Genomic DNA, 23173 nt, shown 5'->3' on the forward strand with positions numbered 1-23173 from the left:
GCCCTACGCCACCGCTGCCCAGACGCCTCGGTTATCCCGTTCGAAGGTCGCCCGGACGGAGGGCAGGATGGCCTTGACGCATTCTTCCACCGTCTTTGCGCCAGCGTCAGTGAATACGGCTTGGCCTCGTTTTGGCAGGGTGCTGCGGTCGAGAAGCGACAGGACCATGCCGCCTGACTCACCGTTGACGATCAAGAGGCCCAGATTTCCGGGGCCTGCCAGGAGGAGCGTGATCCGGTCCTTCGTCGCCTCGGTGACCGAATCCCAGACATCGAGGCGAGCGGGGAACCTGAACAGCCCCAGGTCGAGGTCCGTCCTGCCGCCGCCAGTCGTTTTGGCCGGGTATGTGCCGTACTGAATCGTCAGGCCAAAGGCGTCGCACACCTCCGCGCGGGTCAGGAAACTCATGGTGCCATGACCTCATTCAGGTGAGTCCAGCGAATGCCGGTGCTTCCGGCCGAGTCACCCTTCCAGCGACCCAACCAAATGCCGAAAAGATATGCGTCGACCAGGACGAGCTTCTTCTCGTCGTCCACCTTGGTGACCACGAAGGCGATCGGCTCATCGGTTACCAAGGGGAGGGGGCGTCCGGCCTCGAAGGTCGTCCCGGCCTTGAGCGCGAGTAGCGTGGCGATGCTGGTGAGCTGCATTTAGCTTCCCACCCCGACCAGGCGCTTCGCATGAGGCATCGGCGACTTGAATGGCACTCCAAGGCCGAGCAGTAGGGCGCCCAACGACTTGTGCATCAGGTTCTCGTCGCTCACGGCCATGTGGATGGAGGCGTAGGGCTTGCCGCCCCCGCTCTTCGGGGTGAACCCGTTGGCGCTCAGACCGCTCGTCAGCTCACCCAAACCGGGCCCCTCGACGCGGATCGAGAGTGCGCCGTTATGGTAACGAGCCGCGACATTCACGGCGGGCGATAACGCGACCACGTGGTAGCGGCTGTGCCCATCCGTCCCGGACACCGGCTGATACATCCGCGTCGCCTGCCTCAGCGGAACCGTCGTCATGGTCTTCATTTCAAGATCGGTGAGCTCCATCACCGAAATGCCCAGCTCTTCGAGGGCAGGGGGCTTCTTCGACTTCTTGGGCTTGGGGCCGGCAAGCATATCAAGCGCCGGAGTGTCGGACGAAGTCTTGACCGGCGCAGCGGCGGTGATGATCCCCATCAGGTCTTCTTCGGCGAAGACGGGATGGGCTGCCGAAACTTCCTCGGGGAGGGCGTTCGTCATCGGGGGCGAGGTCGCATCGCCAGGCAGGTGGCTTATCGGGAAGAGCGTGCTCAGCTTGTCCGTCAGATCGGCCACGAACTGCTTGAGTGCCGCAGCGTGCAGGAGGATCGTGTGCTCAGTCAGCGTCTGCTCGATCGCGGCCTTGGAAAAGGCCGGACCACACGCAAGCGAGATGCGATCCTTGTCGGGGAACTTGACGGTGAACTTGTGAGCGGTCTGCTCGAAGCTGACACCTGCATTGTGCAGGGTCTTCATCGACGGGAAGCCAATCGCCTCGAGGAATAGCGCCCCGTTGATGGGGTACATAACTGGCATCGAACCCTCCTTGGTTCTACTGCGTCTTTACTGGCAGATTACTGTGCCATGGCAAGTGAAAATTAGGGTTATTTCGTGCCTTGCCAAGCCTTCATGCCGAAGACGTAGGTCTTTGAATTGACGACCGGATTCACCGACCCGAAGGACGTTCCGCTGGCAGTCGGCGGACTCTTACCGCCCTTTCCGCCCTTGCCCACAGGCCATCCCGAATTACCTGTGGCCCCCTTGGAGAAGGTCTGAGTCGTCTTGGTTGCAGAAGCCGCCTTGGCCCCGAAATGCTTCACCAGAAACTCTATCTGCCCGGTCGTTTCGACCGCCTTCTTGCAGTAGTTCTTTCGAACGAAGGCGATTGGGTCGTCTATCTTGTAACAGCGGCCCGCCAGGGCGGCTAAGAGCATGCCGGTGCGCCCATGTCCCCCGATGCAGCCCACATGAACCTTCCGCCCGGCCTGAAGCTGCGCGTAGGTCCAATCCACCATCTTCGTGAAGGACGACAGATTGATGGGAATCTGCATGTCTTGGATCGGGAAATAGACCTCGTCGCCCGGCTCCCAAGGGAGCGACCGGTTCGTGGCCTTCATGCCGCTGTCGAGGCCGATGTAGACGTCTGCGTCCTTGATCACCGGGTGGGTGCATGAGCCCCCCCAGATCTTGCGTCCGTCGGGGAAGGTAAGAGGGGGGTGGTCCTCGTAGCAGGCACGATAGGTCTTGGACGAGCTCTGGCTGGAGACGGTCTGGTTGCCGGTCGGCGCGGTGTCGTACCAAGGCGAATCATCGCCCACATAGTCGTAGGCAGTGTCGAGAAGGTTTCCCTGCTCATCTCCGGGCTTGTGGCCCTTTTTGCTCGCCTTGCTCATGGCGTGTGCCTTCGCTTTTGCCGTAGATCCGGCCCTAAGTTCTTCGACGACGATGTCTCTCTCGGCGAAGACGCATGTGTAGACGTGCACGGGCATCACGCCGCCCTCTGCATCTTGAGGGTTTTCAGAATCACCTTGGGCATGATCTGAACCGTGCCGAGCCAGGCTTCGGCGCCAGGGGGGAGCTTCTGCGCGACCGGCGGGGGAGGAGGCTTCGCCGACTTCGGCTTGCTCGGCGCAATCGCACCTTTGCCGCCAAGGGCCTGGATTTTCGGGTAGTCGAGTTCCTGGTGATCCGGGGGGCAAAGCTCCCAGAGGGTTTGCAGCCAGGCGCGGTGCGCGTCAGTGACGTACTTCCCCATACCAACTTCGTGGGACTGGTGGACCATCTGCGGGATTTGACCCGAGCGCTGTACGTCGAGAACCCAGAGGAAATAGCTCCCGTACATCCCGAAGTTCATGCCCTTGTTGTAGATAGGGCCGTTGTTGTGCGAGAGCGTGAAGGACACATCGAGCATGACCTCCGGCGTGTACTCGCCGAACACGTAGGACTTCATGCAGTCCGCGATCGAGCCCCAGGCCTTCCCGCCGTAGCCACCGCCCCAGGACCCTTTGTGGAAGCCGTAGCAGAGGGCCTGGCAGTAGGCTCCCAAGGTGCTGTTCGGGGGCGCGTTCGGGAACGTCTTCATGGCCGTGGTAGCATCGTCAGGGATGCTGCAGAGGTAGTCGGATGCCTGCTGCCCGTAGAGGCCGGCTACGAGCGCCTTGGTCTTTGCCGAGCTCTTCAGATGCCGCATCTCACGGGTGCAGATGATGAGCAGATAAACGAACGACCTCTCGGCCAAGGCGCAGGCCTCTGCATGATAGGTCTCGATAAGCTTCAGCGCATCGATCGGAAGAGGCTCCAGCATGTGGAACTTCTTCCGGAGGTCACCAACCGCGTGCTGGAGCAGGTAGAAGGTGATGGCGCTTTCTTCCGGGACCGCCCCCGGGTTCGTGTCCTTGGCGAAGAAGGCTTTGAAGACCTTCCCCGTTTCGGAGCAGGGCACCGAAGAAATGTCGTTCGCTCGGCATAGGGGCCTGGCCAACTGGTAGGCGAGCGTATTCTTGGGTGCGAGCAGGCTCGGCTTCATCAGACCCTCCTTGGTCTTTCAGTGCGGTACTTTTCGTAGTTGAGCCTACCTGCCAGGCAAGAAGAGAGTTCGGAAGAAGCGCGGCCAGAACGAGAAAATCGAGTGTGCACCCGGGTGCACGGGAGCAGCAGCGACGGCCTGTTCCTGGTCAACGGTGACCGGGTCGGCAGTGATCCGGCCGGCCGAGATGGCCCCAGCGACGATGCGTCTCGGTGCGATCAGACCAGTAAGATCGAGGTCACGAACGAACTTCTGTTGGGTGGGAGTCTCGACGGCGGCCCGATAGTATTCCCGGCGCACGTAGCCGACGGGGTCCTCGATCCCAGCCAGCCGAGCCATAAGCGCCAGGAACAAGCCGGTGCGGCCTTGGCCGGCCATGCAGCCGACGTAGTAGACTGAGTTCGGTGCCTCCCGCATGGCCTCCCAGAGCTGACGCATCGCATCGCGCGTCTCCTGGGGATCGGGAGTGCCAAAATCGGGCGCATGGAGAAGGATGGTAGCGGAGTCCGCCAAGGCGCTGTGGACCTCGAGGCAGACGCTGTAGGCCTTCTTGGGGCAGGCATCGAAAGGTCCGCCGAAGATCGTCACATCGTGCCCATCGACCGGGATCGTAAGTGACCCATTGATCTTGGGCTTCTGCTTCGAGAAGCGTTCAGGCGAGCTACCGAAGCTCTGCGCAGTGAACTCGGCGGGGTCTTTCTTGGCCATATGTCCAGCCCTCCTTGGCTGTGTGATACGAGTTAAGCTGAAGATTTGCAGGTAATTGTCAAGCGGTTCAGAACGCTATTCTGCCTTTTCGGGGGAGTTAGGTTCCGCTTCGGATCTATTTTCTTCGGCTTCGGAATTCTTTACATCTCGCGGGAGCGGCTGCAGCATTTTGGCTGCTAATTTCTCGCGGCGCTTTGCATTTCGCCGCGCTTGGTAGCTGTTTTTGAGGTCCCACTCTTCTCTTTTGAAGAGCTTCATTTCGACGACAACGCCGTCGTCGATCCTGAAAATGAAGCTATCGAACCGACGTAAACCCGTCCCGGAGCCCCCGAAGGGCATCGCCTGCTTCGCCATGCGGGAGATGCGCACATCTAGGTTACCGTATAGGCCAAGAGCACGGGCTTGTTCCTTGACGCGCTCTGGCACCTCTAACGGGAATACGTCGTAGCTCATTGGGTCGGTCCGTCAGTCGGGTTCTTGCCCGCCAAATACTTCTCCGAGCGTAGGACGAGAAGGCTCCTTGGCGCTTCGATCGTCACCCTGGCCATGGCCGGCTGGGTTCGCATTCCCACCGCCATGAATACATCGGGAAGAACTTCGGTGCCCCTGGTGTCGTTTATCGTGAAGTCCTGGCCACCCACCCGGCGAATTACGACATGGTGAGGCGCGTCAATTCGAAGCACCGACAACTTCGTGTCGCCGACGTAGAACTCGTCGCCAGGACGCAACGTCATTACTAGGGGCATCTGAAAATTCCTTTTAGGCCGCTCGGGCTCGAGAATGGTTTTTGTGAAGCAAGGCGACGCCTAGCAAATGGCCGTTGGATGCGACGACGGTGCCGAACTCCGATCGGCACCAGCGAAGGATTCTCCCCTTGGCTTCTTCGCTGCCAAAAGCAGCCTCGAGCTCAGCGGAGACAGCGACGACCCCACCTTCCATCAGGCCAGCCAGTGTCGACGGACTGGCCATCGAATTGATGCCTTGCTCAAGTAATTTCATCGCGACCAGACCGTTGCTCGCTTGGATAGGCAAGCCCAGATTCTTGAGCTGAGCAGGAATCCAAGGAGTATCACTAGAGAGAAAGTTCTCTCCACCCATGCGGGCAACAAGGAGGTCGTCCGTGTTCATTAATGATTTGGGGCTTTCGAGGCGAAAAAAGCTGCCTGGGGGAACTGTGCTTTTAGACAGGATAGCAACCTGCGCATCAAGCCAGGACTCGTCCCCCCAATTATCAATACTGGAGAGGATGAAGGCCACATTGGGCACCCCATCGCGGAGATCGGAGATGACGATCATCTCGTCCTTCAAATGAGCCGCCCACTCCAGCACGGCTACCGTTTCCGGGGTCAGCGTGCCCCCCAGGACCGGCACGTCCACGTCCACCCATACCCGACCGGTCGACCCGCAAATCGTGATCTTCTTCCCCTCCAGCAGGGAGACGTCGATCTCTTCGCAGCCGACCACACAGGCCTTGTTCATGGCCCGGGCGACCACCGCAGCATGGCTTGTGGAGCCGCCGGTTTTTGTCAGGATGCCGACTGAGGCGTCCATGGCCCCGATATCGTCGGGGTCGGTCTCGTGCCTCACGAGAAGTACGCCCTCGCCGGCTTTCGCGCGGGTGATCGCTGTCTTGGAATCCGTTACCGCTACCCCGGTCACGACGCCGGGCGACCCCGCCAAGCCTACAAATGTGGGCTCCGTCTTAAACGAATGGTCCACGCAAGGCCGAGAGACTTCTATGAAATCCTTGCCGTCGAAGCGAGACACCAGGCAATTGAGGTCGATCAGACCCTCCTGGTGCATGTCGTGGGCGATGCGGAACTTGGCGAGGGACGCCCGCTTTCCAACCCGGCACTGCAGCATGAACAGAGCCCGATCTTGCACAGTAAATTCGACGTCCATCATATCTTGGTAGACGGCCTCAAGCCGTGTGCAGACGGCCACGATCTGGTCACCAACCTCCGGCCACATCTCGCGAAGCACGAAGAAGGGCATAGGAGTGCGGACGCCAGCGACAACGTCCTCGCCCTGCGCGTTGGGTAGGAACTCACCGAAAATCCCGGGCTCTCCGTTTGACGGGTTACGTGTGAAGAGGACGCCAGAGCCGCTGTCATCGTTCGCGTTACCGAACACCATGGCCTGGACCGTAACGGCCGTGCCCATCTCCACAGGAATGCCCTGCATCTTTCGGTACACATCCGCGCGCTCGTTGCGCCAGGAACCGAACACCGCTCCGATGGAGGCCCTGAGCTGCTCTTCGATTGTCTCGGGGAAAGGCTTCTGGGTCACCGCCTGGAAGAGCTGGCAGTAGGCCGCACACACCGCCACCAAGGCGTTCGTGTCGAGCTCTTTGTCCTCCTTCACGCCGGCTTGGTCTTTGGCGTTCTGCAGGATCTTCTCGAAGGCCTCGGAGGGGACGCCGTAGGCCGTGTGGCCCAGCATTTGGATCAGCCGCCGGCGGCTGTCGAGGGCGGTTCGTCCCCCCAGGCGGTTCGTCCATTCCTGAAGACTGTCCTGCGTCATGCCGACGTTCAGGATCGTGTCCATCATGCCCGGCATCGACACGGGGGCACCGGAGCGGACTGAGACGAGTGGGGCGTAGCCGAAGTGACTTTTCAGTTCTTCATAGGCCACCAGGGCGAGCTCGACCGCCTCGTCGAGGACTGCGTCCGGGGCGGTCTCGTACAGAGCGCACCAGGGCGTTGGGAGCGTGAAGCCGGGGGGGACGGGGAGGTTCAGCTCGGTCATCCGCACCAAATTGGCGCCCTTGCCACCGAGAAACGCCGTCGCGTCAATCTCGTTGTTAAGGCCAGGGCAGCCCGCCATCCCGAACTTCACGATCGGGAAAGCTTGCATCTGGGGGGTCGTGCTGAGTTTCATTTGAAGGCCCTCCTTGGCCTCGTCTCGGACTATACAAATACCATCGGGCTAGTACAGGAAAATTCTAAGTGAATTCAATGCATAAACCGGTGCCACATATCAAACATACGGCTTGCTGCTAGTCGAGTCTCGGCCCGAAGCACGTCTTCCTGCGCATCTTGCGTGATGGCAAGGGCCGTGAGGCAGACATTGCTGTCCAGGGGCACGAAACCTTCCTCCGCCATTTTGATCGCGAAAAGGCAGGAGGCAACCAAAATCTCTCGTGGGCTTTCAATGCCGCCGACGCTGATCAGCGCATGGACGGCCTGAGTGAGCTGCTCAATGCGCATCGCGACCATCGGTTTGTCGATTTTGGCGCACTCAGCCTGCCACGCAGTTTTCATCGCATGCCGAACGTCGGACCGCACCACGCCCATGCCGATATTGGACATCGCCCCATGGGTCAGAGAGGCCGTGAGCAGAGCCGCCGGCGGATGACTAACCAACATGTGCTTGAATTCCCTTTTCGACGGCAATTATCGCCTTGATGGACCAGAAACCTTCGTCGAGCTGGGAGCACAGGTAAGCCGGAAACCAGATCTCCTCCGCCTTTCCAGATTTGTTGCTGCCCGCGTCGACGCGCAGACGAACCGCCATTGTGGTTTTCCCCGATGTCTCGGCCTTGATGATGACGACCATGTCGTCATGCGCCTTCTTGGGCGCCGCCTTGATCGCGACGATTTTGCCGCCAAACACCTCGGGATAGGCGAGGACAGACACCCCGTTGAGGAAGCTGATCATCACCAATTTGTGCCGGGGCACCCAGAACATCTCGGTGGGAGTGAGTCTGAAGGCCACCGCGTGCACGGTCTGGACTTCGATCTCGCTGGGGGCGGGGATATAGGTCACGCCATTGACCACGATCTGATCATCCGCGTCTACATTGGCGGGAGCGTAGATCAGCTTATTCGCCACTATAGGCGTGTTCTTGTCTATGACAGACATAAGACCCTCCTTGGTCTTGACTTGGCATATACTGTTCTAAGACGAGAACTATTTTATAAGCAATGGGGTTGTGCACCCGGGTGCACGATTAAACCCCCACCTCCATCGGCGTGCCGGTCGTCAAATGAATGTCGCGGTGCCGTATCTCTTGGCGCTGTGCTTTGGCCGTTTCCTTGGCCATGGCATCAGACAGGGACTTCGGCAGTCGAACCGGCGGAATCTTATGTCGGGCCCAAATCTCGCGGCGCATGGTTAGCCCGTAGATCACGCCGGCCATTGAGTCCGAGATGTCCTTCGAGAAGTTGGCGGGATGGTCGACCTTCCCGGTCTTCGGGTTGCGCTCGAGGCGGCTCCACTCGGCCATTGCTGTTGCCTGCTCCGGGCAAGCGACGCGGCCGTCATAGAAGGCCTGCTTGCTGATGTCGTAGGGGACGCTCGTGCTGTCTATCGAGAGTCGGCCTGTGATGATGCCTTGGGTGGCCATGATCTGGAGGTTGTCAGCGCTCTGGAACTGATCGGCGCTGGCCCAACGGATCGTCATACCTTCCTCGCGCAGCCGGTAAATGAGCTGGCGGATCTTGTCGAAGTGGATCTCGCCGCCTTTCGGCGGCTTCACCTGCAGAACCACGTCGAAGCGGATGAAGGGAAGGCACTCCACTGGCGCGTCGACCGCGTTGCCGCGCCTCACCTCAACGAAATGCGACACATGCCCGATAGACACGCCGCAGCTATCGCCTGTGAGACCAAGATCGAGATGGATGTAGCGAGGCTCGGCCGGTTGGCTGATGCGCTTTGGGTGGATCAGAGGCCACTGCAGACGGAAATCCGCCCATGGCTGCGAGAGCACGGACTTCACCACGCCGAAGCATTTCGTGACCTTCTCGGGCTCGAGGATGTAGGGGTGCATAGCACGCACCGACACACCGGCCACGTCGCGCAGTGCCGACAGCATGTCGTTGTCGAACTCGCTGCGCCAATCCTCCGGCACGCGCATCACCAAGTGCTCGTCCTCGGGCGGCACGACCTCGTCGTCCGTGAGGATGGAGGGCTTGCGGCTCAGGTCGCCGATGAACAGCCGGAACCACGCCTGGCTGAACTGATCCTCGGGCTTAATTTCCCAGGCGCGCTTGTCGTAGACGAAGATTGTCGTGGAGCCGCGCTCATTGAGCTCACGCTTCGCCTCGTCGGACTTCTGCTCCGTGAACTCGCCAGGGTACTTCTTCGACGAGACCAGGCACACCATCCCGGGCAAAGCACCACGCCGCATGAAGCGCGACTTACGGCGGCGGGCGATCGAGTTATAGACCTCGACAGCCTGGTTATAGACACCGCCGTCGGCCGACTTCTTCGATGCCTCCGTGATCTCCATGAAGTTCACTTCGTCGATGATGCCGCCGATGACGTTCTGGCCGATGGCAGCCGTCGACGCGCCAGACAGCGGCTTGACGATGATGCGGTTCGGGAAATGCAGCTCCGACTTGAGGCTCTTGTCGAAGCGAAAATGCCGCTGGAAGTAGGGCGACAGGGTGATCATCGTCTTGAAGCGATCGTAGTCGACGGCCTTGGCTAGGGCGGCGTTCATCGACTGGAAGACGATCGTCAGCTCGGCCGAGTTGTTCTGTCCAAATTCCCTCTGCGGGTTCTTCAGGCAGGACAGGATGTAGAGCTGGTACGCCTGGGTATAGAGAGCCACAGTCGTCTTGCCCGAGCCGATGGAGCCTGTGAGCACAGCCTCTGTGTAACGGCCGCTGTTGAGCTCAATGATCTCCGCCATGACCTTCGGATAGATCTCGCCCTTCTGTTTCAAGAAGGCCGGTGACTCGAGGAAAGTCTGGACGTCGACCGGCACACGCACGAACTTCCAACCGAGCGAGTGCATGCGGCCGAGGTGGGCAAACGCCTCCTTCAGATAGGCTGCTCGCGGAACCCTACCTGCGATCGTCGCCGCATGTGCGAGGACGTGCTCGCCTGCCTCCCCTAGCTCCTTTAGCCGACGGCAAATATCAATGAGGAGTCGCGACACCGGCCCCCGCTTCCACGTCTTCTTCGGTCTCCTCAGCTTCGCCTTCCAATGCGTCTTCGGACTCGATGAGGCGAACCAGGCTGTCGTCGCTCTCGGTCCAATCAAACTTCATCACACGACCATGGGGGTCAGTGATCTCGCCCTTCAGGTTCTTCGGCGCGCGGGGGAGAATGCCTGTGTCGAGATGAACGGCGGCGATGCGTGATAGGATGTCGGCTTGGCACCGGATCTCGCCCTGCACTGAAGCCATCAACAGCGAGGTCTTGTTCTCCATCATCAGCGCCTTGCCGACGCGAGCCTTCTGGATCGCGTGAAGCTCGTACAGCTCCTGAAGCACGTTGACGTTCGCATTGAAGCGGTTGATGCCCTTCTTGCGGATCTCTCGCCCGATGCGGTCGTCTTTGTCCTGGTTGACGTGCTTCGTCAGGAAATTTCGGACACGCTTCACTACGCCTGCCTCGGGCATATCCTTGTAGACGCCCCAAGTGCCCTGCATGTGCCGCGCGACCTTGGTCACCGGCATGCCGCTGTCCAGCATCTCGGACACAGCCTTGAGCTGGCTTTCGTTCAGCGCGAGCCCGATCGGGGCGAACTGGCGCTTCATGTGCTTCTGCGCCTTGGCTAGGTCTCGTACCATCGAATCAGTCCAGGGCGTTCATCGTCTCGAGGTTCTTCAGCGTCGGGGCCACCGGCATGTTGGCCGGAAGTACGACGTGGGGCGTGCTCTCGATCGCGGCCTTCAGGAAGTCGGGAAACTCATTGTTGGCGACTGCCTGGACGAACTTGCCGAGAATGGAGTCCATGGTGCGACCTTCGGTGATGCAGATTTCACCAATGGTGCGCAGCGACTTCATCGTCGCCTTCGACACCTGAACCCAAACATGCTGCTGACCGCCGTAGTCGAGCACCATGAAGGCGTAAGGGGCTGTGTCGCCGTACCGGGTGAACAGATCGTTGAGCAGCTTGGCGAGACCGTCGATGGTCTTCACCTCCTTGGCACCCTCGAGAAACTTGTCCTTCATCTCCTTCGGGAGGCCTTTGGCCGTCGACTTGACCAGCTTCTCGAACTCGGCGCGTTCGGCGAAACCGAACATGTCCTGCAGGATCTCGTCGGCATATTTCGCCTGCACCTTCTGGTACATGCGCACGAACGCCTCCGGGTCCATCTTTCCTCGGATCGAGTTCATGCGCACCATCTGGAAGGCGGCAGCCTCGTCGTCGAACTCCGGGTCGACGATGATGGTGCCCGGCCCCTTATCGAAGCCGAGGTACAGAGCACCTTCGCGGCGGTGGTGGCCGCCGACGATCTTGAAACGGCACTGGGCATGCTCGACCAGCGCAAGCAGCTTAGCGGTGTCGCCGGCGGCCTTGGCCCGCAGCGCCTCGAAGGCCGGCAGGTCGAACGGTCGCAGGAGCACCGGGTCGGTGAAGCCTGTACGCTCGAGGTTGTCGACGAGCAGATCGAAGGCCCGCGCCGGCATGCGGTTCGGGTTGTCCTCGTCCGGAACCATCAGGCTCAGCGGCACTTTGTCCAGGCGGACAATCGAGTCAGTCTTGGTCTGGGCGCTCATGCCGGCTTACTCCGCTTCATGTGGCCAGGCTCGGCCGAGGCATCCTCCCAGCCGTGCAGGACCTGGAGCTGCAGCCGGTAGATCGGCCAGGCGGTCATGAACGACAGGGACAGCTTCGCGCGGGGGGCTGCCTCGGGGAGGTTGACCCGCAGCGTTGTGAACTCGCCCTTGACCGCGATCTCACGGATCACGTCGAAGAACTGCATCTCCTCCTTGCCTTCGCAGGCTTTGAGGATGGCGAGCACGACCTCGTTCTCGAGGCCGGTTTTGCCCCACTGCTTGTGCACCTGGGTGCGCATGTCGTCGCAGAAGCCGAACAGATCGGCTTCGAGCGTCGCGTACATGTCGTGGCCGAACAGGCCACCGGGCCTCATGCGCTCGACGAAAGCGGTGTCGCGCCATTCGAGGAACTGGGCATAGAGCTTGTCGTAGTCAGCCTCGAAGGCGGCGATCGCCGAGTAGATCTTGGCCTCGCTGCCCCCGATGAAGAATGGGTATTCGTTGCCCAACAGGGCGCGCGACCATTCAGCGTCTGGCAGGATCACCGGTGTGCCGAAGCACAGCGGCTCCAGCACCGTCATAGAGAACTCGGCGTCCAGCGCGTTGTTCACGCAGACGTGAGCCTCCTGCTTGATCTTGCGGTGGAACTCCTCCCGCTCGTTCAGGCCGAGCGTCACGCTCTCGGGCACCTCGACTTTGCTGCCCTCCGACTGCGAAGACGCCTCGGGCGCCATGCCGGCGCCGCGCATGATCCAGCTCTTATCGAGGGCGGAGAACGTCTCTTCGCAGCGGCTGGAAAAGGCATTGATGCGGCCGACATGGAATGGCCGGAACGGCCCCTGGCCTCGCACGTAGCGGAACTCCGGGGCCTTCGCCTCGAAGTCGGTGAAGAGCAGCGGCGAGACGAGCTTCACCTTGGCCATAAGCTCGCGGACGCGGGACGGGCTCCATTCCTGGCGGGCCAGGTCGATCAGGCCGGCGCGCACGTGGTTGGCCGTGATGTAGGAGCCATCGGCCACGCCGTGACCGAGCAGGGACAGGCCCTCCTGCGAGCGCTGATGGCAGACCGGCACCGTCTTGCGGAAGCCAGCGATCAGCATCTCCTCCAGCAGGAAGATGCCCTTCATCCACGTGAAGCGGTGCTGGCGCGGCGAGCCCATGATCGTGCGCATCGCGGCGACCTGTTGGGTGCGCATCGTAACGACGACGTCGGCATCCCAGAGGCTCCCGTTGAAGCTGATCTGATCCTCGAGGTCGGGCGTGATGTGCTGGTATTCGCGGACCCGGTCGTAGCGGTTGCAGGGCACCTCGATGTACTTCACGCGAGGATCGGACGGCAGCCAGGCGCGATCCTCCTCGTCCATCCAGGTTGGCACCCGCCAGTAAATGAAGACGTCGGGGCGGGCGGCGAGCAGCCGGCCCGTTAGCTTCTTGTACTTGCTCGCGGAGCTGCAGCGGCGGGGCTTGCCCGAATAGATCGGGTCGAAGAGGAGCTTCATGCGCCGATCTCCCGCAGCAGGTAGAACAGCTCGGCTGCCGGCGCAGCGCACTCACCTCCGCGCACCTTGGCGAAGGCCTCGACATGGTCGAGTCCGATGTACGGCGCGTCGGGGACCGACACCCACTGCGAGCTGTGCTTCGCGAGGGCGGCCAGCTTGGCCTGCAGGTCGGCGGGCTGGAGGGCGGCATAGACCTTGCCGGTCGCCGGCGCCTGCGGCCCCCAGCAATTCGCGGGGTACTCATAGGCGAAGATCCGGCGGGGCGAGACGAAGCCCTTCCGCATCCGGAGCGCCGCGAGGCAGGCCTCGTAGGTCACGGTGTGGTCGGTGTGGTAGGAGGGGAGGGGGATGAAGACTTCGTCCCAGGGCCCCTCGGCGTAGAAGAAGTGCTCCAGGGACTTCACCAGGCCGCCGCGCGGGGTGCTGCCGAAAGCACCGTCCGGGGCCAGCCCGACGAAGTCATAGCTGGCGCACCCAAGAACCTGGCCTGCGGCGCTGCCTTCCTCGTTCCGAACCCAGCCGTCGGTCGGCCGCTGTCGGCTGGCAGAGCCGGAGCCCTGGGCGATTACGACGACCTGGGTGTGGCAGGGGATCGTCGACCGGACGTTCTCGCGGTGGAGGTAGCCCCCCAGACCGAGTTCGACATCATCCGAGTGCGGCGAGATCGCCAGAATGCGCTTCGTCACGGGCGCTCCACGGCTGATAGCCGAAAGCACCAAGGACAACAGACAGAGCATCGTCGGGGCGCCTAGCGATCACCGACAGAACCGTATCCGGCGCCACGCCCTCCTTGGCGTTCTGGAACCGAAGCGACCAACCGCTCGGCCACGTGGCTCGATCTAAGTATCCGCGTGCCCCACTGCCAGCAAGATAACTAATACGCTCTTCCGGAACATGGCGCTGAATTCGAGCCACGAGCCTCTCTGTCTTGCTAAAACTTCCATCCGGAACTTGGGTGTCTAGAAAGGTCTTCACGTGCGTGAGTCCGAGCACCTGGGAAACTGCTTTGAATCCCTGGATATTCAGATCGAGCAGGAAATTGCCTATCGGCGGATCGTCGAATGTCCTGGCGACGATGAACCTGATCTGTTCAGCGCCGGGCCACCGTTTGCCGGCCAGGGCCTCCAGGACCGTCTGGCGCAACCTGGGAATGGCTTCGGGATGGTATCGGGCGTCCTGGACCATGCCTGCCTTCGCGGAGCGCTCCACGGGCAACGTCAGCCAGGCGGCGCCGAGCTGCACGCGGTTCTGGTAGCCGCCGTAATCGAATTGGACGCCGCAGGTCATGATGTGCACGTCCGACGCGGCGACCTTCGCCCAATAGCCAACCCATGGCCAAAGCGATGGCTGATGACTGGACACCACCGGGCGAGGGTAGGGACTAGGCTGCATGCTGGCGCCGGACGTTGTTGATCTGCGGGAGCGACTGGTCGAAGGCGTGCAGGAGCTCGCTCCAGACCTGCAGGTTCGGCACGCCGTCGAGCAGCACCCTAGCCTCGATGAACGCATCGAAGAACTTCCGGGTCTGCGGCGTCGTCAGGTGCGGCGTCACCAAGGCGCCTTCATGGTAGAAGGCCAGCGAGCCGATCACGTCGGACGTGCCCACCCCGAACTTCTCGCAGGCATGGCGCAGCGGGCTGTGCTGGGAGGCGAACGCCATCAGGGACCGCTTCCCCTCCGACACGTGCTTGTCGAAGGTCGCGGCGTAGCAGATGCCGATCTTGGCCAGGGGGACCGCGACCTTCTCGACCGTGGCGGTTCCGGCCAGCAGCATCTCCCAGGAGATCAGCAGCCCGACCCAATGGTTGTCCGGGCAGGACCGATAGTTCGCCTCCGAGAGGATCTGAATCAGCGTCGGCGCGTTCGCCTTGCGGAGCATCTCCTGGTGGTTCGCCACGCCGGCGCCCTTGGGGCCGGGGATCGCGCCCCATTTCGCGTTGCCGCTGAGCTTGAACATCGCGGCGAGGCGCGGACCGACCGGCATGAGCTGGTCAGCGGCGTAGCCGATCAGCGCCTCACGCTCCGTCAGCCCCAGGTTCATGCAGTAGGTCGCCTCGGGCATCTTGCTCTGCGCCCACACGGCCAGCAGGCAGAGGTCTCGAGTCTTGGCGCCGGTGGACAGCGCTGCGGCGACCCAGGCAGCCTGGTCCTCGGGGGCCTTCAGGATGGAGCGGCGCAGCTTCTTGTTGGCGGTCCAGAGGTTGGCCAGGGTGGCGGCCCAGGGGTTGGCCAGCCCTACGTCCTCCAGGGCGATGACAGCCAGGCGCCGGCGGCAGTCAGTGGGGTACATACGGGCCAGGGCCGAGGCGCAGCGGGCGGCCATCGTCGGATCACCGAAGCGAATCCCCTTCTGCATCGCGCTCATGCCGCGCCATTTCCGGCCGCCGTGCGAGAGCATGGTCACCGGGTAGACCGGCAGGGCCTCCTTCTCCATCAGCACCTTCAGCGCGTTCTCGAGATACGGCTTCAGCGTCTCGATCGGGGCGTCCATCGACGGGAGCTCCAGGCCCACCGCAGCGAAGCGCCCCTGCCATTCGTTGTGGAGCGCGGCGGCCAGCGGTTTGTGATCGGCGCCGTCGGGCTTCCACAGGCTGGTCGGAGGCAAGGGCTGGTAGAAAAACTCGGATGCGAGGGTCATTTGCGGCTTTCAATTCTGGCTCTAAGTATCTGTAAACACGGACTATTTTCTATCAAGGAAAAGCCGCGAGGCCGGTCAGGAAGTCTGAGTGGGCTGCTTGAAAAGGCCCGATGCGCGTACCGCGTCCTGCAGCGTTGCGAGGGAGAGCGAGAAGGTCTTGGCGACGGTTTGCATCCGCAGCAGGAAAGGCTCGAGATACGCCGGCCCTTGGCTCTCGGAGGGCTCGTCGTGGGCGAGCTGGATTGCGTTCAGCAGAGTTCGGTGCGGCCAGAGCGTCCCGAGATCACCAGGGTAGTCGACGAGCAGGCGGCCGAGGTCGTGGACGGCGGCGTTGTTGCTACGCGGATCGCTTGCCAGATGGGCGCGGGCTCTGTCCGTGAGGTTATGGCCGATCGCGCAGTAGCAGCTTGAGTCGAGCTGGTAGACGCAGCCGTTCGTAGAGCGGGACTTGCGGCCCTGGGCCATGATGCCGCGCCAGGCCTTATCGAAGAGCATCTGGCCCTCCGCGCGGGCGACGTCGTTGTAGCGGTAGCTGGGGGGTTCATAGGCCGACCGGGTGCTGGCGGTGCTCAACTGTGCGACCCCAGCCAGGACAGCAGTTGGAGGACGCCATAGAGGCCTAGGAGCAGGCAGGCGGCGGCTCGGGAATCGAAGCTGAAGGCCACGCCCTTGGCCTCTCGCAGCATAGCGGGCACGGGGTTCTTCATTGGGTCGCCCTCCTTGGCAACGATGGGGAAGGGGGCGGGGCTTAGGCCCCGCCCCAACCGCGCGGTGCGGCTTACTCGGCCGCCTCGGGCAGCTCGGTCGCGTCGGCCTCACTCACCGCCGGGGCCGGCTGGCGCGGCGTGCGCGGGTCGTAGACGCCGCCGGGGATCACGACGGTCTCGGTGCGCGAGGGGCGGCCGATCGGCAGCAGGAGCTCGACGATATGGTTCGAATTGATCATGCGGGAGCGGCCGGTCGCCGACGGCTTGTGCGTCGCGATGATCACCTCGTCCTCGACGGCTTCCACGAGGAAGGACGTGCGGCCGACGTTCTGCAGGACCATGTCGACGACCACGGGGCCACCGAGTTCGACCAGGGCATCTTCGATCGTCTTGGCGAAAAGGTTCATAGTTCAGCACTCCATTGCTGTGTTGTTCGCGGCCTTTCTGGGGGCCGCAAAACCGGGCTGAGGGAATCCCAGCCACCGGTGTCCTGGGGAGAGGCTTTCCGTGCCTCTCCCAATTTCGTGGGGGTCAGCCCTTAGTCTTCGTCTTCGCCCGCGTCGCCGTCTTCGCCCTCGTCCACACCGTGGAAGGCGGCGATGGCCTTCGCGGCCTTCGATACAGGGTCGAAGTGCATATTCGCGACGAGGTTCAGATTCAGCAGGCGCTCCTGCGTCTGCCCGTCCTTGCGGACCACCGCCCACTGGCCGTCCAGGATCTGGCTGACCAGGTAGTTTCGGATCGAGCCGTTGCTCATGGTGGCCCGAAGCATGACCGGCTCCCCGTTGTTCTTGGCGATCTGCTTCTCGAAGATCACTTGCATCGGCGGCTTCCATTCGGAGAGGACCGTGACGCCTGGGAATGCTTGCTCGGCCGGCTTGGGCTGGGTGTGGATTTTGGCGACCATGGCGGCCTCCTCAGTTCGAGTTGTGGGTAAGGAGCTGCCGCCAGTATTTGGCGAGCCGGCAGTAGCCCTTGTCATCGAGCGCTCGGGCCACAGCCAGCTCTCTGGGATAGAGCCTCCAGCCACGCTTCACCTTGGCGGCCAGGGGGCTGAGCGCCGGCGCATCGGGGGCCGTGAAACCCGCGTTATTGTGCGCCTTGGCCCTGTTGATCGTCTGTTCGTGTTGGGTCTGGGAGTCATGGAGGCGGCAGAGAGCGCGCTCGACGGCCCGATCATTGGAAAGCAGGAGCGAGTTAATCGTCTGCTTATTCCAAGACTGACTGCCCGCTGCGTGGCGGGCGACAACTGCATGGTCCATACTTCGATCCCTCCTTGGATCTCCGTGACAACTACAAACTATTCGGCACCTAGAAATTAGCAAGTAAAAATCTATAATATTACTAGATTTTTTCTACGTAATCCTTGCTGAGGTTATTGATGCTCGACAGGACGGTGTCTCGTAGCGTCACAGCATCGTCGTAATGGACAGCCTCGCCGATCCAGGACGCCAATACGGCGTTGTCTGGGAGCGGCGCGCCGGAGGCGTTGGCTTCCTCAATCTCCGCTCGGGTGAGGTAGAGAATGGCGAAGGTTCCGTTGCTCTCCAGGGCGTTGAATGCCTGCTCCTGTGGGTCTGCCTTCTCGACCCGCTCGACCATCTTCTCAATCAGCAGGTAGGCGTCCACGACCGCGAATTCGCTCATGTCGTTGGGGATTTGTAGGTCGTGGTGCCGCGCCAGCTTGAGCAGCAGCTTGATGGCGTCGAGATCGGTCATAGATCGTTTAGCCCCAGCTTCTCTCGGAGCACTTCGCGGATGCCTTCGAGGATGATTTCGGTGTATGTGCCGTTACCCTCGGCGACCTGCCCGACGATCTCATCGATGTCCTCGTTCGAGGGCAGCTTGTGCTCCGGAATCTCCAGGTCTTCGGCCAGGCTCTGGCGCGTGACCTCCATGACTACGAAGCAGCCTTGCTCCTGCATCACCCGGTAGACCTGCTTCATTGGCTCGGTCGCCTTCACGCGCTCGATCAGCGCCTGGACGCGGTTCAGCTTGTCGAGGTTGTCGCCGTACTCGATGTCGCTGATGCCCGTCGGGATGCCGTGGTGGACAACCTGGCTGAGCACCCACTCCAAGGCTTCTAGGTCCGGATTTTCGTTCATGGCTGCCCCTATGCCGCCAGCGCGTAGACGGAGGACGCGATCTTCCTCAGTACGGTCACGTGATCAGTGATGTGTGCGAAGATGCGGGGCGCTCGATGCGCCAGACCGGCCCGTCCGGTGCCTAGGCCACCTGCGGGGAGAACCACATCGCCACCAGCCTCGAGCTGCTCGCGAGCTTTGCCGAAGGCGCGGTCAATGTGGTGCGATACCTGTTGGAAGTCATCGTCGGTGAAGTAAGCCAGGTCATGCATGGCCGGCACCTTCTTGGTCGGAACCCCCAGCGAGTTCGGTTCGCGGCGTATGCACGCAGTGCCGCCCGTGCCGACGTGCACCAGATTGTCCCCGTAGATGAACAGGGCGCTTGGGTGCTTTCGACAGACGTCGATGTTGTAGAAGGTCGCATAGAGTAGGCGCCCGGGCTTCTGCTTCATCTCAGATGAACTCCACCATCGTGTCTTCGGGGAGCAGCGCGGCCTGGGCCAACGCCTTCGCGAAGAGCTTCTTCGGGGGCGGCACCCAATCGACGTTGCCGTCATAGGTGCCAGTGGCAGGGACAGGCCCGATCTGGGCCAGGAACTCGGCGTAGGTCACGACGATGATGCCGCGCTCTTTCGCCTCGCGGGCCTTCACAGTGTCGGCCCGGCTGGCGACCAGCATCTCGGTCGTCGCCTGCACGGATTTCTGAATGTTCCAGCCCAGCTTGGTTGCCTGCGAGATCAGGTCAGCACGCAGCACGACATCACCATTTGCGGTGACAGCCGGGCCGGTCAGGACAACATTGCTGATACGGGCAAAATGGCGACTTGGGTTCATCCTCAGTGCCCCTCCTTGGGCTCTTCGATGAGTCGATCGTGCTTTGGCCTACCTGCGGTTCAAGGAAAAAGCGTAGGTAGGTTCAGGGTTTTTCGTGCACCTGGGTGCGCGGTTTTTCAGTCGGTGAGCTGCATCGCTGCCTTGAAGTCGGACCACTCGCGCTTCGACAGGCCGCTGTCGGCCTGCGTCACCTTCTCGCCGAGCATCTTGCGATGGACGACCTGCACCATCTGCGCGGAGAGCGTCACGGCGCCGAGGCGATAGTCGAGGAAGGCCCGGTGCGTCATCGGCACCCAGGTCTTCACGAGGTCGAGCAGGACGTCGGCGTAGACCCGGATCTCGTACTGCGCGTGGCTGTCGGCCCGCAGGGAGAGGAAGCCCAGCAGGTTGTGCAGGTCCACCTTCCAATACCATTGGGTGTAGGTGTTCAGCGTCAGGTTCATACGGGCGAGCTCGCGGGCCAGCCCCGGCCGGCTGCGGTCGAGCGGTAGGCCGTGCTCGTCCTCATTCAGCATCCACTCGTAGCTGCGATAATTCTGCTCGGCGTCGCGCAAGAGCAGGTGCTGCACATCCTCGGCCTGCTGCGGGTCGAGCACTTCGCCACGCCCCTGTCGGTTGGCGGTCGACTGGACTGCGAGCTGGGCCGACTCTGGGATGTAGAACTCCTTGTCCATGATCGAGTAGCGCGCCGACGCCTCGTTCACGTTCGCCGTGCGATGCCGAATCCACTGGCGCGCGACGAAGATCGGCATTTTGCAGTGCACCTTGATCTCGCACATCTCGAAGGGCGTGCTGTGGCGGTGGCGCATCAGGTAACGGATCAGGCCCTCGTCCTCGGTGAGCGTCTTCGTGCCACGCCCGTAAGACACCCGAGCAGCCTGCACGATCGCGCTGTCATCGCCCATGTAGTCGACGAGGCGAACGAAGCCGTGATCGAGGACAGGTATCGCCCTATGCATCCACTCCTCGAGGGCGGACACGGTCGGCCGCAGGGTTGGACGGGCCTCCGACCTGGCCAGCACGATCTCGTTCTTCTGTTCGATGGTCAGGCCGCTCATGCCGCGATCTCCACCGCCTTGGCTCGCGACTTGCGGGGCGCCTTGAGGCCGAGCTTGAACGTCTTATTCAGCTTCATGGCGACGTCTCGGGCCGTCGGCTTTCCCTTGAGATGCCCGTACCCACAGTCCTGGAAGTGGGCATTCCACGCGATCGAGTCGATGCCGAAGAACGCGGCGTCGGTGACGCCGGGCGCGAAGCTCGTCTGCCCCTTGATCTTGATGCCGAAGTCGCTTCCGGGGTTTGCCTTCACCACGGCGTTGAAGTGGGCGACGCTCTTGATCAGGATGTCGTCCGGGCCGGTCATACGCAGGCCGCGCTTCATCAGAACGGGGTCGAGCGCTCCGTAGCCGATGGCGCAAACGGTCGTGCCACAGGCATGCGTACCGACGCCTTCACCGGCGGTCGCATATGTGTCGAGGTCGATCTTCCACCCCTGCGGCAGGGCAAAAAGCACCTCCGCGAGTCGGGTCAGGTTCGGGATATTGGGGGTCAACGCTTTGGTCATGGTCATGCTCCTCCTTGAGCGTGGGAAATCAGGCGTTCAGCTTCTCGCAGAGCGCGTCGATGCCGGCGGTGTCGAGCGAGATAACCTCACCACCATCCGTAGCGATGTGGTGGATCTCGTTAGAGCGGTTGTCCGGCTCGCCCATACCCTTCTCCTGGTAGAAGCGAAGGGCCGCGAGAATGGTGGCATGTTCGACCTGATCGGCCGTGAAGGTGATCTTGGCCATCAGGCGGCGACCGAGCGGCGGCCGGCCACGAGCTTCAGGTACGAGGCCCCGTTCTCGATGATGCTGAACACGTGCGTCCGCTCGAGATCGAGGGCGATCCAGTAACTGCACTGGCGTGCATGTTCCTCGTCGCGCGGGAAATCGCGGGGGTCGGTGCCGCGCACCAGATCGGTTGGCTTGCGCGCGAGAAGTGCGGTGCGGATGGCTTCCGGGAGATCGTCGAACTGGACGTCATAGCCGATGGCAACGCCGCCTTGGCGGATGGTTCGCATGAATGCTCCTCCTTGAGCATGTTGAGTTCAGAGCTAGTCCTTGATCTGATCGTAAATCCGGCTGGCCACCTCCTTGCGGAACTTCCAGGGGGCGGCGTCGGACAGCCTAACTGCCCGGATTGCCCAGGCCGTGCAGGCCGCGTCGCTGACGACGTAGAGGTACTGAACGCCCTTTAGTTCGAAGGGCCGGCCAACCAGCTCCATGGCTTGGGGCTGAAGGCGGTACTGCCCGGCAATCTGCTGAACGACCAGCTTTGCGGCGGTGAGCTTCTCTTGCGCGGCCATCTCGGCGGCCATGCTGATAGCGCCCTGAGCGGCCAGGAGCTTCTCCACCAGCGTCTCGACGGTCGCGGAATGCCGCGCCAAGAGGCGGTTCAAGACCAGCTTGGGGTTTAGGGAGAACTCTTCGCCGGCTTCTGCGGCAGCGACTTGAATGCCCGTGCCGGAGAGAATGTACTCGGCGGCGGAGCTCAGCGCGCTATTCAGATCTTGGCTCATTGCGAAGGCCCCTCCTTGGGCCAGTCGTCTTGTACCCAGCTACTGTGCTGGTTGCCGCGCATGTGTCAAAGGGGAATTCTTAGAATTTTCTCCTAAGTGTGAAGAAAGTTCGAATAACTCGCTTCCCAGAGCGAGCAACCTATCTCGGTCCCAAAGGCGATCGACCCACTTCTTTGGTATGCCTCCCAGGCCGTATTTCGCGCCTGCGATCTGGCCGGTAATGGCGCCGACAGAATCCGCGTCATCTCCGAGGTTCACTGCCAACAGAATCGCTTCCTCGAAGGTTTTCGTGCCTTGGACGCACCACAAGGCAGCTTCCAGGGTATCGACGACATAACCACCCGATTTAACTTCATCACGTGCGAGAGGCTCTCTTCGACCCCTGAACATCTCGAGCAATCGGGCATCTCGTACCCAAGGAGGGCAGCGGAACTGTCGTCCCGCGATGGTATCGGACAAGAGCCGGCCTAGCAGCATCGCGCATTGGCCAGCCAACCGGCCGTCGTGGGTGGCGTCGCTCTGCTCGCGAGACACCTTCACTGCCATCTTGGCATCAAGATTCCACACGATCGCTGCGGGGGCCAAACGCATGATGCCGCCATTGCCTTCGCCCTGGCCGGCCTCACCGTGAAGAGCCGCCGAGGTCTTGCCCCGTTCGAAGCGACGCAAGGCGCTTGCCGTGGTGTTGCCAATGTCGAAGCAGTGGCCGGTGCTGCTGTTCATGCCCTTGCGCCACCAGCGAACGAAACGGCGCAGCAGGTCATCCTGGTCGAGGTACGGATCAACCAGCAAACTTTCTGCGAGGCAGATTGCCATGCTGGTGTCGTCGGTCCACTGGCCTGGCTTCAGCTTGAAGGGGCCGCCTCCGACCATGTCGGTCATGGGAGGGAACGAATCACGAGCGAGGAATTCTACGGTGGTGCCGACAGCGTCTCCGACAGCCAGGCCGATGAAGCACCCCAACGCCCCATCCTTGGGCGTGATCATGGGCTAAGCCTTGGGCTTGGTATCGGGTTCGACTTCTTCGTCGAGCAGCTCGACGTCATCGTCGTTCCAGCCGAACCGGTTGGTGGGTTCTTTCGGCTGGAGGCTCTTCGGGAGCCCGGTGTCGATCGGGGGGATCGACTTCTTGGTTAGGGTTTGCATGT

At 61.9% G+C, this 23173-nt stretch carries 33 protein-coding genes; all 33 read right to left on the reverse strand.

What is annotated here, in order from left to right; all coding sequences use genetic code 11:
• Window positions 1–3 precede the first annotated feature (3 nt).
• The 33 genes from KHU32_RS15545 to KHU32_RS15705 all read right to left on the reverse strand — a co-directional run bounded on the left by KHU32_RS15545 (window position 4) and on the right by KHU32_RS15705 (window position 23171).
• The gene (locus KHU32_RS15545; RefSeq protein ID WP_213671072.1) at window positions 4–408 is read right to left on the reverse strand and encodes a hypothetical protein; all 405 of its coding nucleotides are present in this window, start codon (window positions 406–408) and stop codon (window positions 4–6) included.
• Complete coding sequence (locus KHU32_RS15550; RefSeq protein WP_213671073.1) at window positions 405–650, reverse strand: hypothetical protein; 246 nt, start codon at window positions 648–650, stop codon at window positions 405–407. The genes KHU32_RS15545 and KHU32_RS15550 overlap by 4 nt, the downstream gene beginning before the upstream one ends.
• Window positions 651–1547, reverse strand: coding sequence for a hypothetical protein (locus KHU32_RS15555; RefSeq protein ID WP_213671074.1), 897 nt, complete (start codon window positions 1545–1547; stop codon window positions 651–653).
• A 68-nt stretch (window positions 1548–1615) separates the two neighbouring features.
• A complete protein-coding gene (locus tag KHU32_RS15560; RefSeq protein ID WP_213671075.1) occupies window positions 1616–2404 on the reverse strand; it encodes a protein-tyrosine phosphatase family protein in 789 nt (262 codons plus the stop codon).
• A 95-nt stretch (window positions 2405–2499) separates the two neighbouring features.
• On the reverse strand, window positions 2500–3537 hold the full coding sequence (locus tag KHU32_RS15565) for a hypothetical protein (protein WP_213671076.1): 1038 nt from the start codon (window positions 3535–3537) through the stop codon (window positions 2500–2502).
• A gap of 45 nt (window positions 3538–3582) precedes the next feature.
• Window positions 3583–4245, reverse strand: a complete 663-nt coding sequence (locus KHU32_RS15570) for a protein-tyrosine phosphatase family protein (protein WP_213671077.1) — start codon at window positions 4243–4245, stop codon at window positions 3583–3585.
• Between the two features lie 75 nt (window positions 4246–4320).
• A complete protein-coding gene (locus KHU32_RS15575; RefSeq protein ID WP_213671078.1) occupies window positions 4321–4698 on the reverse strand; it encodes a hypothetical protein in 378 nt (125 codons plus the stop codon).
• Window positions 4699–5004: 306 nt separating this feature from the next.
• A complete protein-coding gene (locus KHU32_RS15580) occupies window positions 5005–7125 on the reverse strand; it encodes a PEP/pyruvate-binding domain-containing protein (RefSeq protein WP_213671079.1) in 2121 nt (706 codons plus the stop codon).
• Window positions 7126–7199: 74 nt separating this feature from the next.
• On the reverse strand, window positions 7200–7613 hold the full coding sequence (locus tag KHU32_RS15585; protein WP_213671080.1) for a hypothetical protein: 414 nt from the start codon (window positions 7611–7613) through the stop codon (window positions 7200–7202).
• Entirely contained in the window at window positions 7603–8109 is a 507-nt protein-coding gene (locus KHU32_RS15590) for a hypothetical protein (protein ID WP_213671081.1), read from the reverse strand. Before KHU32_RS15590 ends, KHU32_RS15585 begins: the two co-directional genes overlap by 11 nt.
• A gap of 88 nt (window positions 8110–8197) precedes the next feature.
• Complete coding sequence (locus KHU32_RS15595) at window positions 8198–10132, reverse strand: hypothetical protein (protein ID WP_213671082.1); 1935 nt, start codon at window positions 10130–10132, stop codon at window positions 8198–8200.
• Window positions 10113–10736, reverse strand: a complete 624-nt coding sequence (locus KHU32_RS15600; RefSeq protein ID WP_213671083.1) for a hypothetical protein — start codon at window positions 10734–10736, stop codon at window positions 10113–10115. Before KHU32_RS15600 ends, KHU32_RS15595 begins: the two co-directional genes overlap by 20 nt.
• A 37-nt stretch (window positions 10737–10773) precedes the next feature.
• Window positions 10774–11703 carry a ParB/RepB/Spo0J family partition protein gene (locus KHU32_RS15605; RefSeq protein WP_213671084.1) on the reverse strand — a complete coding sequence of 310 codons (930 nt, stop codon included), beginning with the start codon at window positions 11701–11703 and terminating at the stop codon, window positions 10774–10776.
• Window positions 11700–13202, reverse strand: coding sequence for a hypothetical protein (locus KHU32_RS15610; protein ID WP_213671085.1), 1503 nt, complete (start codon window positions 13200–13202; stop codon window positions 11700–11702). The genes KHU32_RS15605 and KHU32_RS15610 overlap by 4 nt, the downstream gene beginning before the upstream one ends.
• Complete coding sequence (locus tag KHU32_RS15615; protein ID WP_213671086.1) at window positions 13199–13888, reverse strand: PIG-L deacetylase family protein; 690 nt, start codon at window positions 13886–13888, stop codon at window positions 13199–13201. The genes KHU32_RS15610 and KHU32_RS15615 overlap by 4 nt, the downstream gene beginning before the upstream one ends.
• Window positions 13848–14594 (reverse strand): WbqC family protein, encoded by a 747-nt coding sequence (locus tag KHU32_RS15620; RefSeq protein ID WP_213671087.1) that lies wholly within the window; start codon window positions 14592–14594, stop codon window positions 13848–13850. Before KHU32_RS15620 ends, KHU32_RS15615 begins: the two co-directional genes overlap by 41 nt.
• Window positions 14584–15840 (reverse strand): hypothetical protein, encoded by a 1257-nt coding sequence (locus tag KHU32_RS15625; RefSeq protein ID WP_213671088.1) that lies wholly within the window; start codon window positions 15838–15840, stop codon window positions 14584–14586. The genes KHU32_RS15620 and KHU32_RS15625 overlap by 11 nt, the downstream gene beginning before the upstream one ends.
• Window positions 15841–15915: 75 nt before the next feature.
• Window positions 15916–16413, reverse strand: a complete 498-nt coding sequence (locus KHU32_RS15630; protein ID WP_213671089.1) for a hypothetical protein — start codon at window positions 16411–16413, stop codon at window positions 15916–15918.
• On the reverse strand, window positions 16410–16547 hold the full coding sequence (locus KHU32_RS15635; protein ID WP_213671090.1) for a hypothetical protein: 138 nt from the start codon (window positions 16545–16547) through the stop codon (window positions 16410–16412). The genes KHU32_RS15630 and KHU32_RS15635 overlap by 4 nt, the downstream gene beginning before the upstream one ends.
• A gap of 71 nt (window positions 16548–16618) precedes the next feature.
• Entirely contained in the window at window positions 16619–16954 is a 336-nt protein-coding gene (locus KHU32_RS15640) for a hypothetical protein (protein ID WP_213671091.1), read from the reverse strand.
• Between the two features lie 131 nt (window positions 16955–17085).
• Window positions 17086–17454 carry a hypothetical protein gene (locus KHU32_RS15645; protein ID WP_213671092.1) on the reverse strand — a complete coding sequence of 123 codons (369 nt, stop codon included), beginning with the start codon at window positions 17452–17454 and terminating at the stop codon, window positions 17086–17088.
• 10 nt (window positions 17455–17464) lie between these two features.
• Window positions 17465–17809 carry a hypothetical protein gene (locus KHU32_RS15650; protein WP_213671093.1) on the reverse strand — a complete coding sequence of 115 codons (345 nt, stop codon included), beginning with the start codon at window positions 17807–17809 and terminating at the stop codon, window positions 17465–17467.
• A gap of 82 nt (window positions 17810–17891) precedes the next feature.
• The gene (locus KHU32_RS15655; protein WP_213671094.1) at window positions 17892–18266 is read right to left on the reverse strand and encodes a hypothetical protein; all 375 of its coding nucleotides are present in this window, start codon (window positions 18264–18266) and stop codon (window positions 17892–17894) included.
• Window positions 18263–18652 carry a hypothetical protein gene (locus KHU32_RS15660; RefSeq protein WP_213671095.1) on the reverse strand — a complete coding sequence of 130 codons (390 nt, stop codon included), beginning with the start codon at window positions 18650–18652 and terminating at the stop codon, window positions 18263–18265. The genes KHU32_RS15655 and KHU32_RS15660 overlap by 4 nt, the downstream gene beginning before the upstream one ends.
• Before the next feature lie 8 nt (window positions 18653–18660).
• The gene (locus tag KHU32_RS15665) at window positions 18661–19083 is read right to left on the reverse strand and encodes a DUF7831 domain-containing protein (RefSeq protein ID WP_213671096.1); all 423 of its coding nucleotides are present in this window, start codon (window positions 19081–19083) and stop codon (window positions 18661–18663) included.
• Window position 19084: 1 nt separating this feature from the next.
• The gene (locus KHU32_RS15670; protein WP_213671097.1) at window positions 19085–19465 is read right to left on the reverse strand and encodes a BRCT domain-containing protein; all 381 of its coding nucleotides are present in this window, start codon (window positions 19463–19465) and stop codon (window positions 19085–19087) included.
• A 116-nt stretch (window positions 19466–19581) separates the two neighbouring features.
• Window positions 19582–20523: an FAD-dependent thymidylate synthase gene (thyX, locus tag KHU32_RS15675; RefSeq protein WP_213671098.1), complete on the reverse strand. Its 942-nt coding sequence runs from the start codon at window positions 20521–20523 to the stop codon at window positions 19582–19584.
• A complete protein-coding gene (locus tag KHU32_RS15680; RefSeq protein WP_213671099.1) occupies window positions 20520–21035 on the reverse strand; it encodes a hypothetical protein in 516 nt (171 codons plus the stop codon). The genes thyX and KHU32_RS15680 overlap by 4 nt, the downstream gene beginning before the upstream one ends.
• 22 nt (window positions 21036–21057) lie before the next feature.
• Window positions 21058–21255 carry a hypothetical protein gene (locus tag KHU32_RS15685; RefSeq protein WP_213671100.1) on the reverse strand — a complete coding sequence of 66 codons (198 nt, stop codon included), beginning with the start codon at window positions 21253–21255 and terminating at the stop codon, window positions 21058–21060.
• Window positions 21255–21527, reverse strand: coding sequence for a hypothetical protein (locus KHU32_RS15690; RefSeq protein WP_213671101.1), 273 nt, complete (start codon window positions 21525–21527; stop codon window positions 21255–21257). The genes KHU32_RS15685 and KHU32_RS15690 overlap by 1 nt, the downstream gene beginning before the upstream one ends.
• Window positions 21528–21560: 33 nt before the next feature.
• Window positions 21561–22025, reverse strand: a complete 465-nt coding sequence (locus KHU32_RS15695; RefSeq protein ID WP_213671102.1) for a hypothetical protein — start codon at window positions 22023–22025, stop codon at window positions 21561–21563.
• Between the two features lie 39 nt (window positions 22026–22064).
• Entirely contained in the window at window positions 22065–23012 is a 948-nt protein-coding gene (locus KHU32_RS15700; RefSeq protein ID WP_213671103.1) for an ADP-ribosylglycohydrolase family protein, read from the reverse strand.
• A 3-nt stretch (window positions 23013–23015) separates the two neighbouring features.
• Window positions 23016–23171 (reverse strand): hypothetical protein, encoded by a 156-nt coding sequence (locus KHU32_RS15705; RefSeq protein WP_213671104.1) that lies wholly within the window; start codon window positions 23169–23171, stop codon window positions 23016–23018.
• Between the last annotated feature and the right edge of the window lie 2 nt (window positions 23172–23173).

Origin of the sequence: Roseococcus pinisoli (assembly GCF_018413645.1) — a bacterium.
In the GTDB taxonomy this organism is placed as follows: Bacteria; Pseudomonadota; Alphaproteobacteria; order Acetobacterales; family Acetobacteraceae; genus Roseococcus; species Roseococcus pinisoli.

Excerpts from the sequence above, each read along its gene's own strand:
- KHU32_RS15545 (WP_213671072.1), bottom strand. The coding sequence starts at position 408 with ATGAGTTTCCTGACCCGCGCGGAGGTGTGCGACGCCTTTGGCCTGACG.
- KHU32_RS15550 (WP_213671073.1), bottom strand. The coding sequence starts at position 650 with ATGCAGCTCACCAGCATCGCCACGCTACTCGCGCTCAAGGCCGGGACG.
- KHU32_RS15555 (WP_213671074.1), bottom strand. The coding sequence starts at position 1,547 with ATGCCAGTTATGTACCCCATCAACGGGGCGCTATTCCTCGAGGCGATT.
- KHU32_RS15560 (WP_213671075.1), bottom strand. The coding sequence starts at position 2,404 with ATGAGCAAGGCGAGCAAAAAGGGCCACAAGCCCGGAGATGAGCAGGGA.
- KHU32_RS15565 (WP_213671076.1), bottom strand. The coding sequence starts at position 3,537 with ATGAAGCCGAGCCTGCTCGCACCCAAGAATACGCTCGCCTACCAGTTG.
- KHU32_RS15570 (WP_213671077.1), bottom strand. The coding sequence starts at position 4,245 with ATGGCCAAGAAAGACCCCGCCGAGTTCACTGCGCAGAGCTTCGGTAGC.
- KHU32_RS15575 (WP_213671078.1), bottom strand. The coding sequence starts at position 4,698 with ATGAGCTACGACGTATTCCCGTTAGAGGTGCCAGAGCGCGTCAAGGAA.
- KHU32_RS15580 (WP_213671079.1), bottom strand. The coding sequence starts at position 7,125 with ATGAAACTCAGCACGACCCCCCAGATGCAAGCTTTCCCGATCGTGAAG.
- KHU32_RS15585 (WP_213671080.1), bottom strand. The coding sequence starts at position 7,613 with ATGTTGGTTAGTCATCCGCCGGCGGCTCTGCTCACGGCCTCTCTGACC.
- KHU32_RS15590 (WP_213671081.1), bottom strand. The coding sequence starts at position 8,109 with ATGTCTGTCATAGACAAGAACACGCCTATAGTGGCGAATAAGCTGATC.
- KHU32_RS15600 (WP_213671083.1), bottom strand. The coding sequence starts at position 10,736 with ATGAAGCGCCAGTTCGCCCCGATCGGGCTCGCGCTGAACGAAAGCCAG.
- KHU32_RS15605 (WP_213671084.1), bottom strand. The coding sequence starts at position 11,703 with ATGAGCGCCCAGACCAAGACTGACTCGATTGTCCGCCTGGACAAAGTG.
- KHU32_RS15610 (WP_213671085.1), bottom strand. The coding sequence starts at position 13,202 with ATGAAGCTCCTCTTCGACCCGATCTATTCGGGCAAGCCCCGCCGCTGC.
- KHU32_RS15620 (WP_213671087.1), bottom strand. The coding sequence starts at position 14,594 with ATGCAGCCTAGTCCCTACCCTCGCCCGGTGGTGTCCAGTCATCAGCCA.
- KHU32_RS15625 (WP_213671088.1), bottom strand. The coding sequence starts at position 15,840 with ATGACCCTCGCATCCGAGTTTTTCTACCAGCCCTTGCCTCCGACCAGC.
- KHU32_RS15635 (WP_213671090.1), bottom strand. The coding sequence starts at position 16,547 with ATGAAGAACCCCGTGCCCGCTATGCTGCGAGAGGCCAAGGGCGTGGCC.
- KHU32_RS15640 (WP_213671091.1), bottom strand. The coding sequence starts at position 16,954 with ATGAACCTTTTCGCCAAGACGATCGAAGATGCCCTGGTCGAACTCGGT.
- KHU32_RS15645 (WP_213671092.1), bottom strand. The coding sequence starts at position 17,454 with ATGGTCGCCAAAATCCACACCCAGCCCAAGCCGGCCGAGCAAGCATTC.
- KHU32_RS15650 (WP_213671093.1), bottom strand. The coding sequence starts at position 17,809 with ATGGACCATGCAGTTGTCGCCCGCCACGCAGCGGGCAGTCAGTCTTGG.
- KHU32_RS15655 (WP_213671094.1), bottom strand. The coding sequence starts at position 18,266 with ATGACCGATCTCGACGCCATCAAGCTGCTGCTCAAGCTGGCGCGGCAC.
- KHU32_RS15660 (WP_213671095.1), bottom strand. The coding sequence starts at position 18,652 with ATGAACGAAAATCCGGACCTAGAAGCCTTGGAGTGGGTGCTCAGCCAG.
- KHU32_RS15665 (WP_213671096.1), bottom strand. The coding sequence starts at position 19,083 with ATGAAGCAGAAGCCCGGGCGCCTACTCTATGCGACCTTCTACAACATC.
- KHU32_RS15670 (WP_213671097.1), bottom strand. The coding sequence starts at position 19,465 with ATGAACCCAAGTCGCCATTTTGCCCGTATCAGCAATGTTGTCCTGACC.
- thyX (WP_213671098.1), bottom strand. The coding sequence starts at position 20,523 with ATGAGCGGCCTGACCATCGAACAGAAGAACGAGATCGTGCTGGCCAGG.
- KHU32_RS15680 (WP_213671099.1), bottom strand. The coding sequence starts at position 21,035 with ATGACCATGACCAAAGCGTTGACCCCCAATATCCCGAACCTGACCCGA.
- KHU32_RS15685 (WP_213671100.1), bottom strand. The coding sequence starts at position 21,255 with ATGGCCAAGATCACCTTCACGGCCGATCAGGTCGAACATGCCACCATT.
- KHU32_RS15690 (WP_213671101.1), bottom strand. The coding sequence starts at position 21,527 with ATGCGAACCATCCGCCAAGGCGGCGTTGCCATCGGCTATGACGTCCAG.
- KHU32_RS15695 (WP_213671102.1), bottom strand. The coding sequence starts at position 22,025 with ATGAGCCAAGATCTGAATAGCGCGCTGAGCTCCGCCGCCGAGTACATT.
- KHU32_RS15700 (WP_213671103.1), bottom strand. The coding sequence starts at position 23,012 with ATGATCACGCCCAAGGATGGGGCGTTGGGGTGCTTCATCGGCCTGGCT.
- KHU32_RS15705 (WP_213671104.1), bottom strand. The coding sequence starts at position 23,171 with ATGCAAACCCTAACCAAGAAGTCGATCCCCCCGATCGACACCGGGCTC.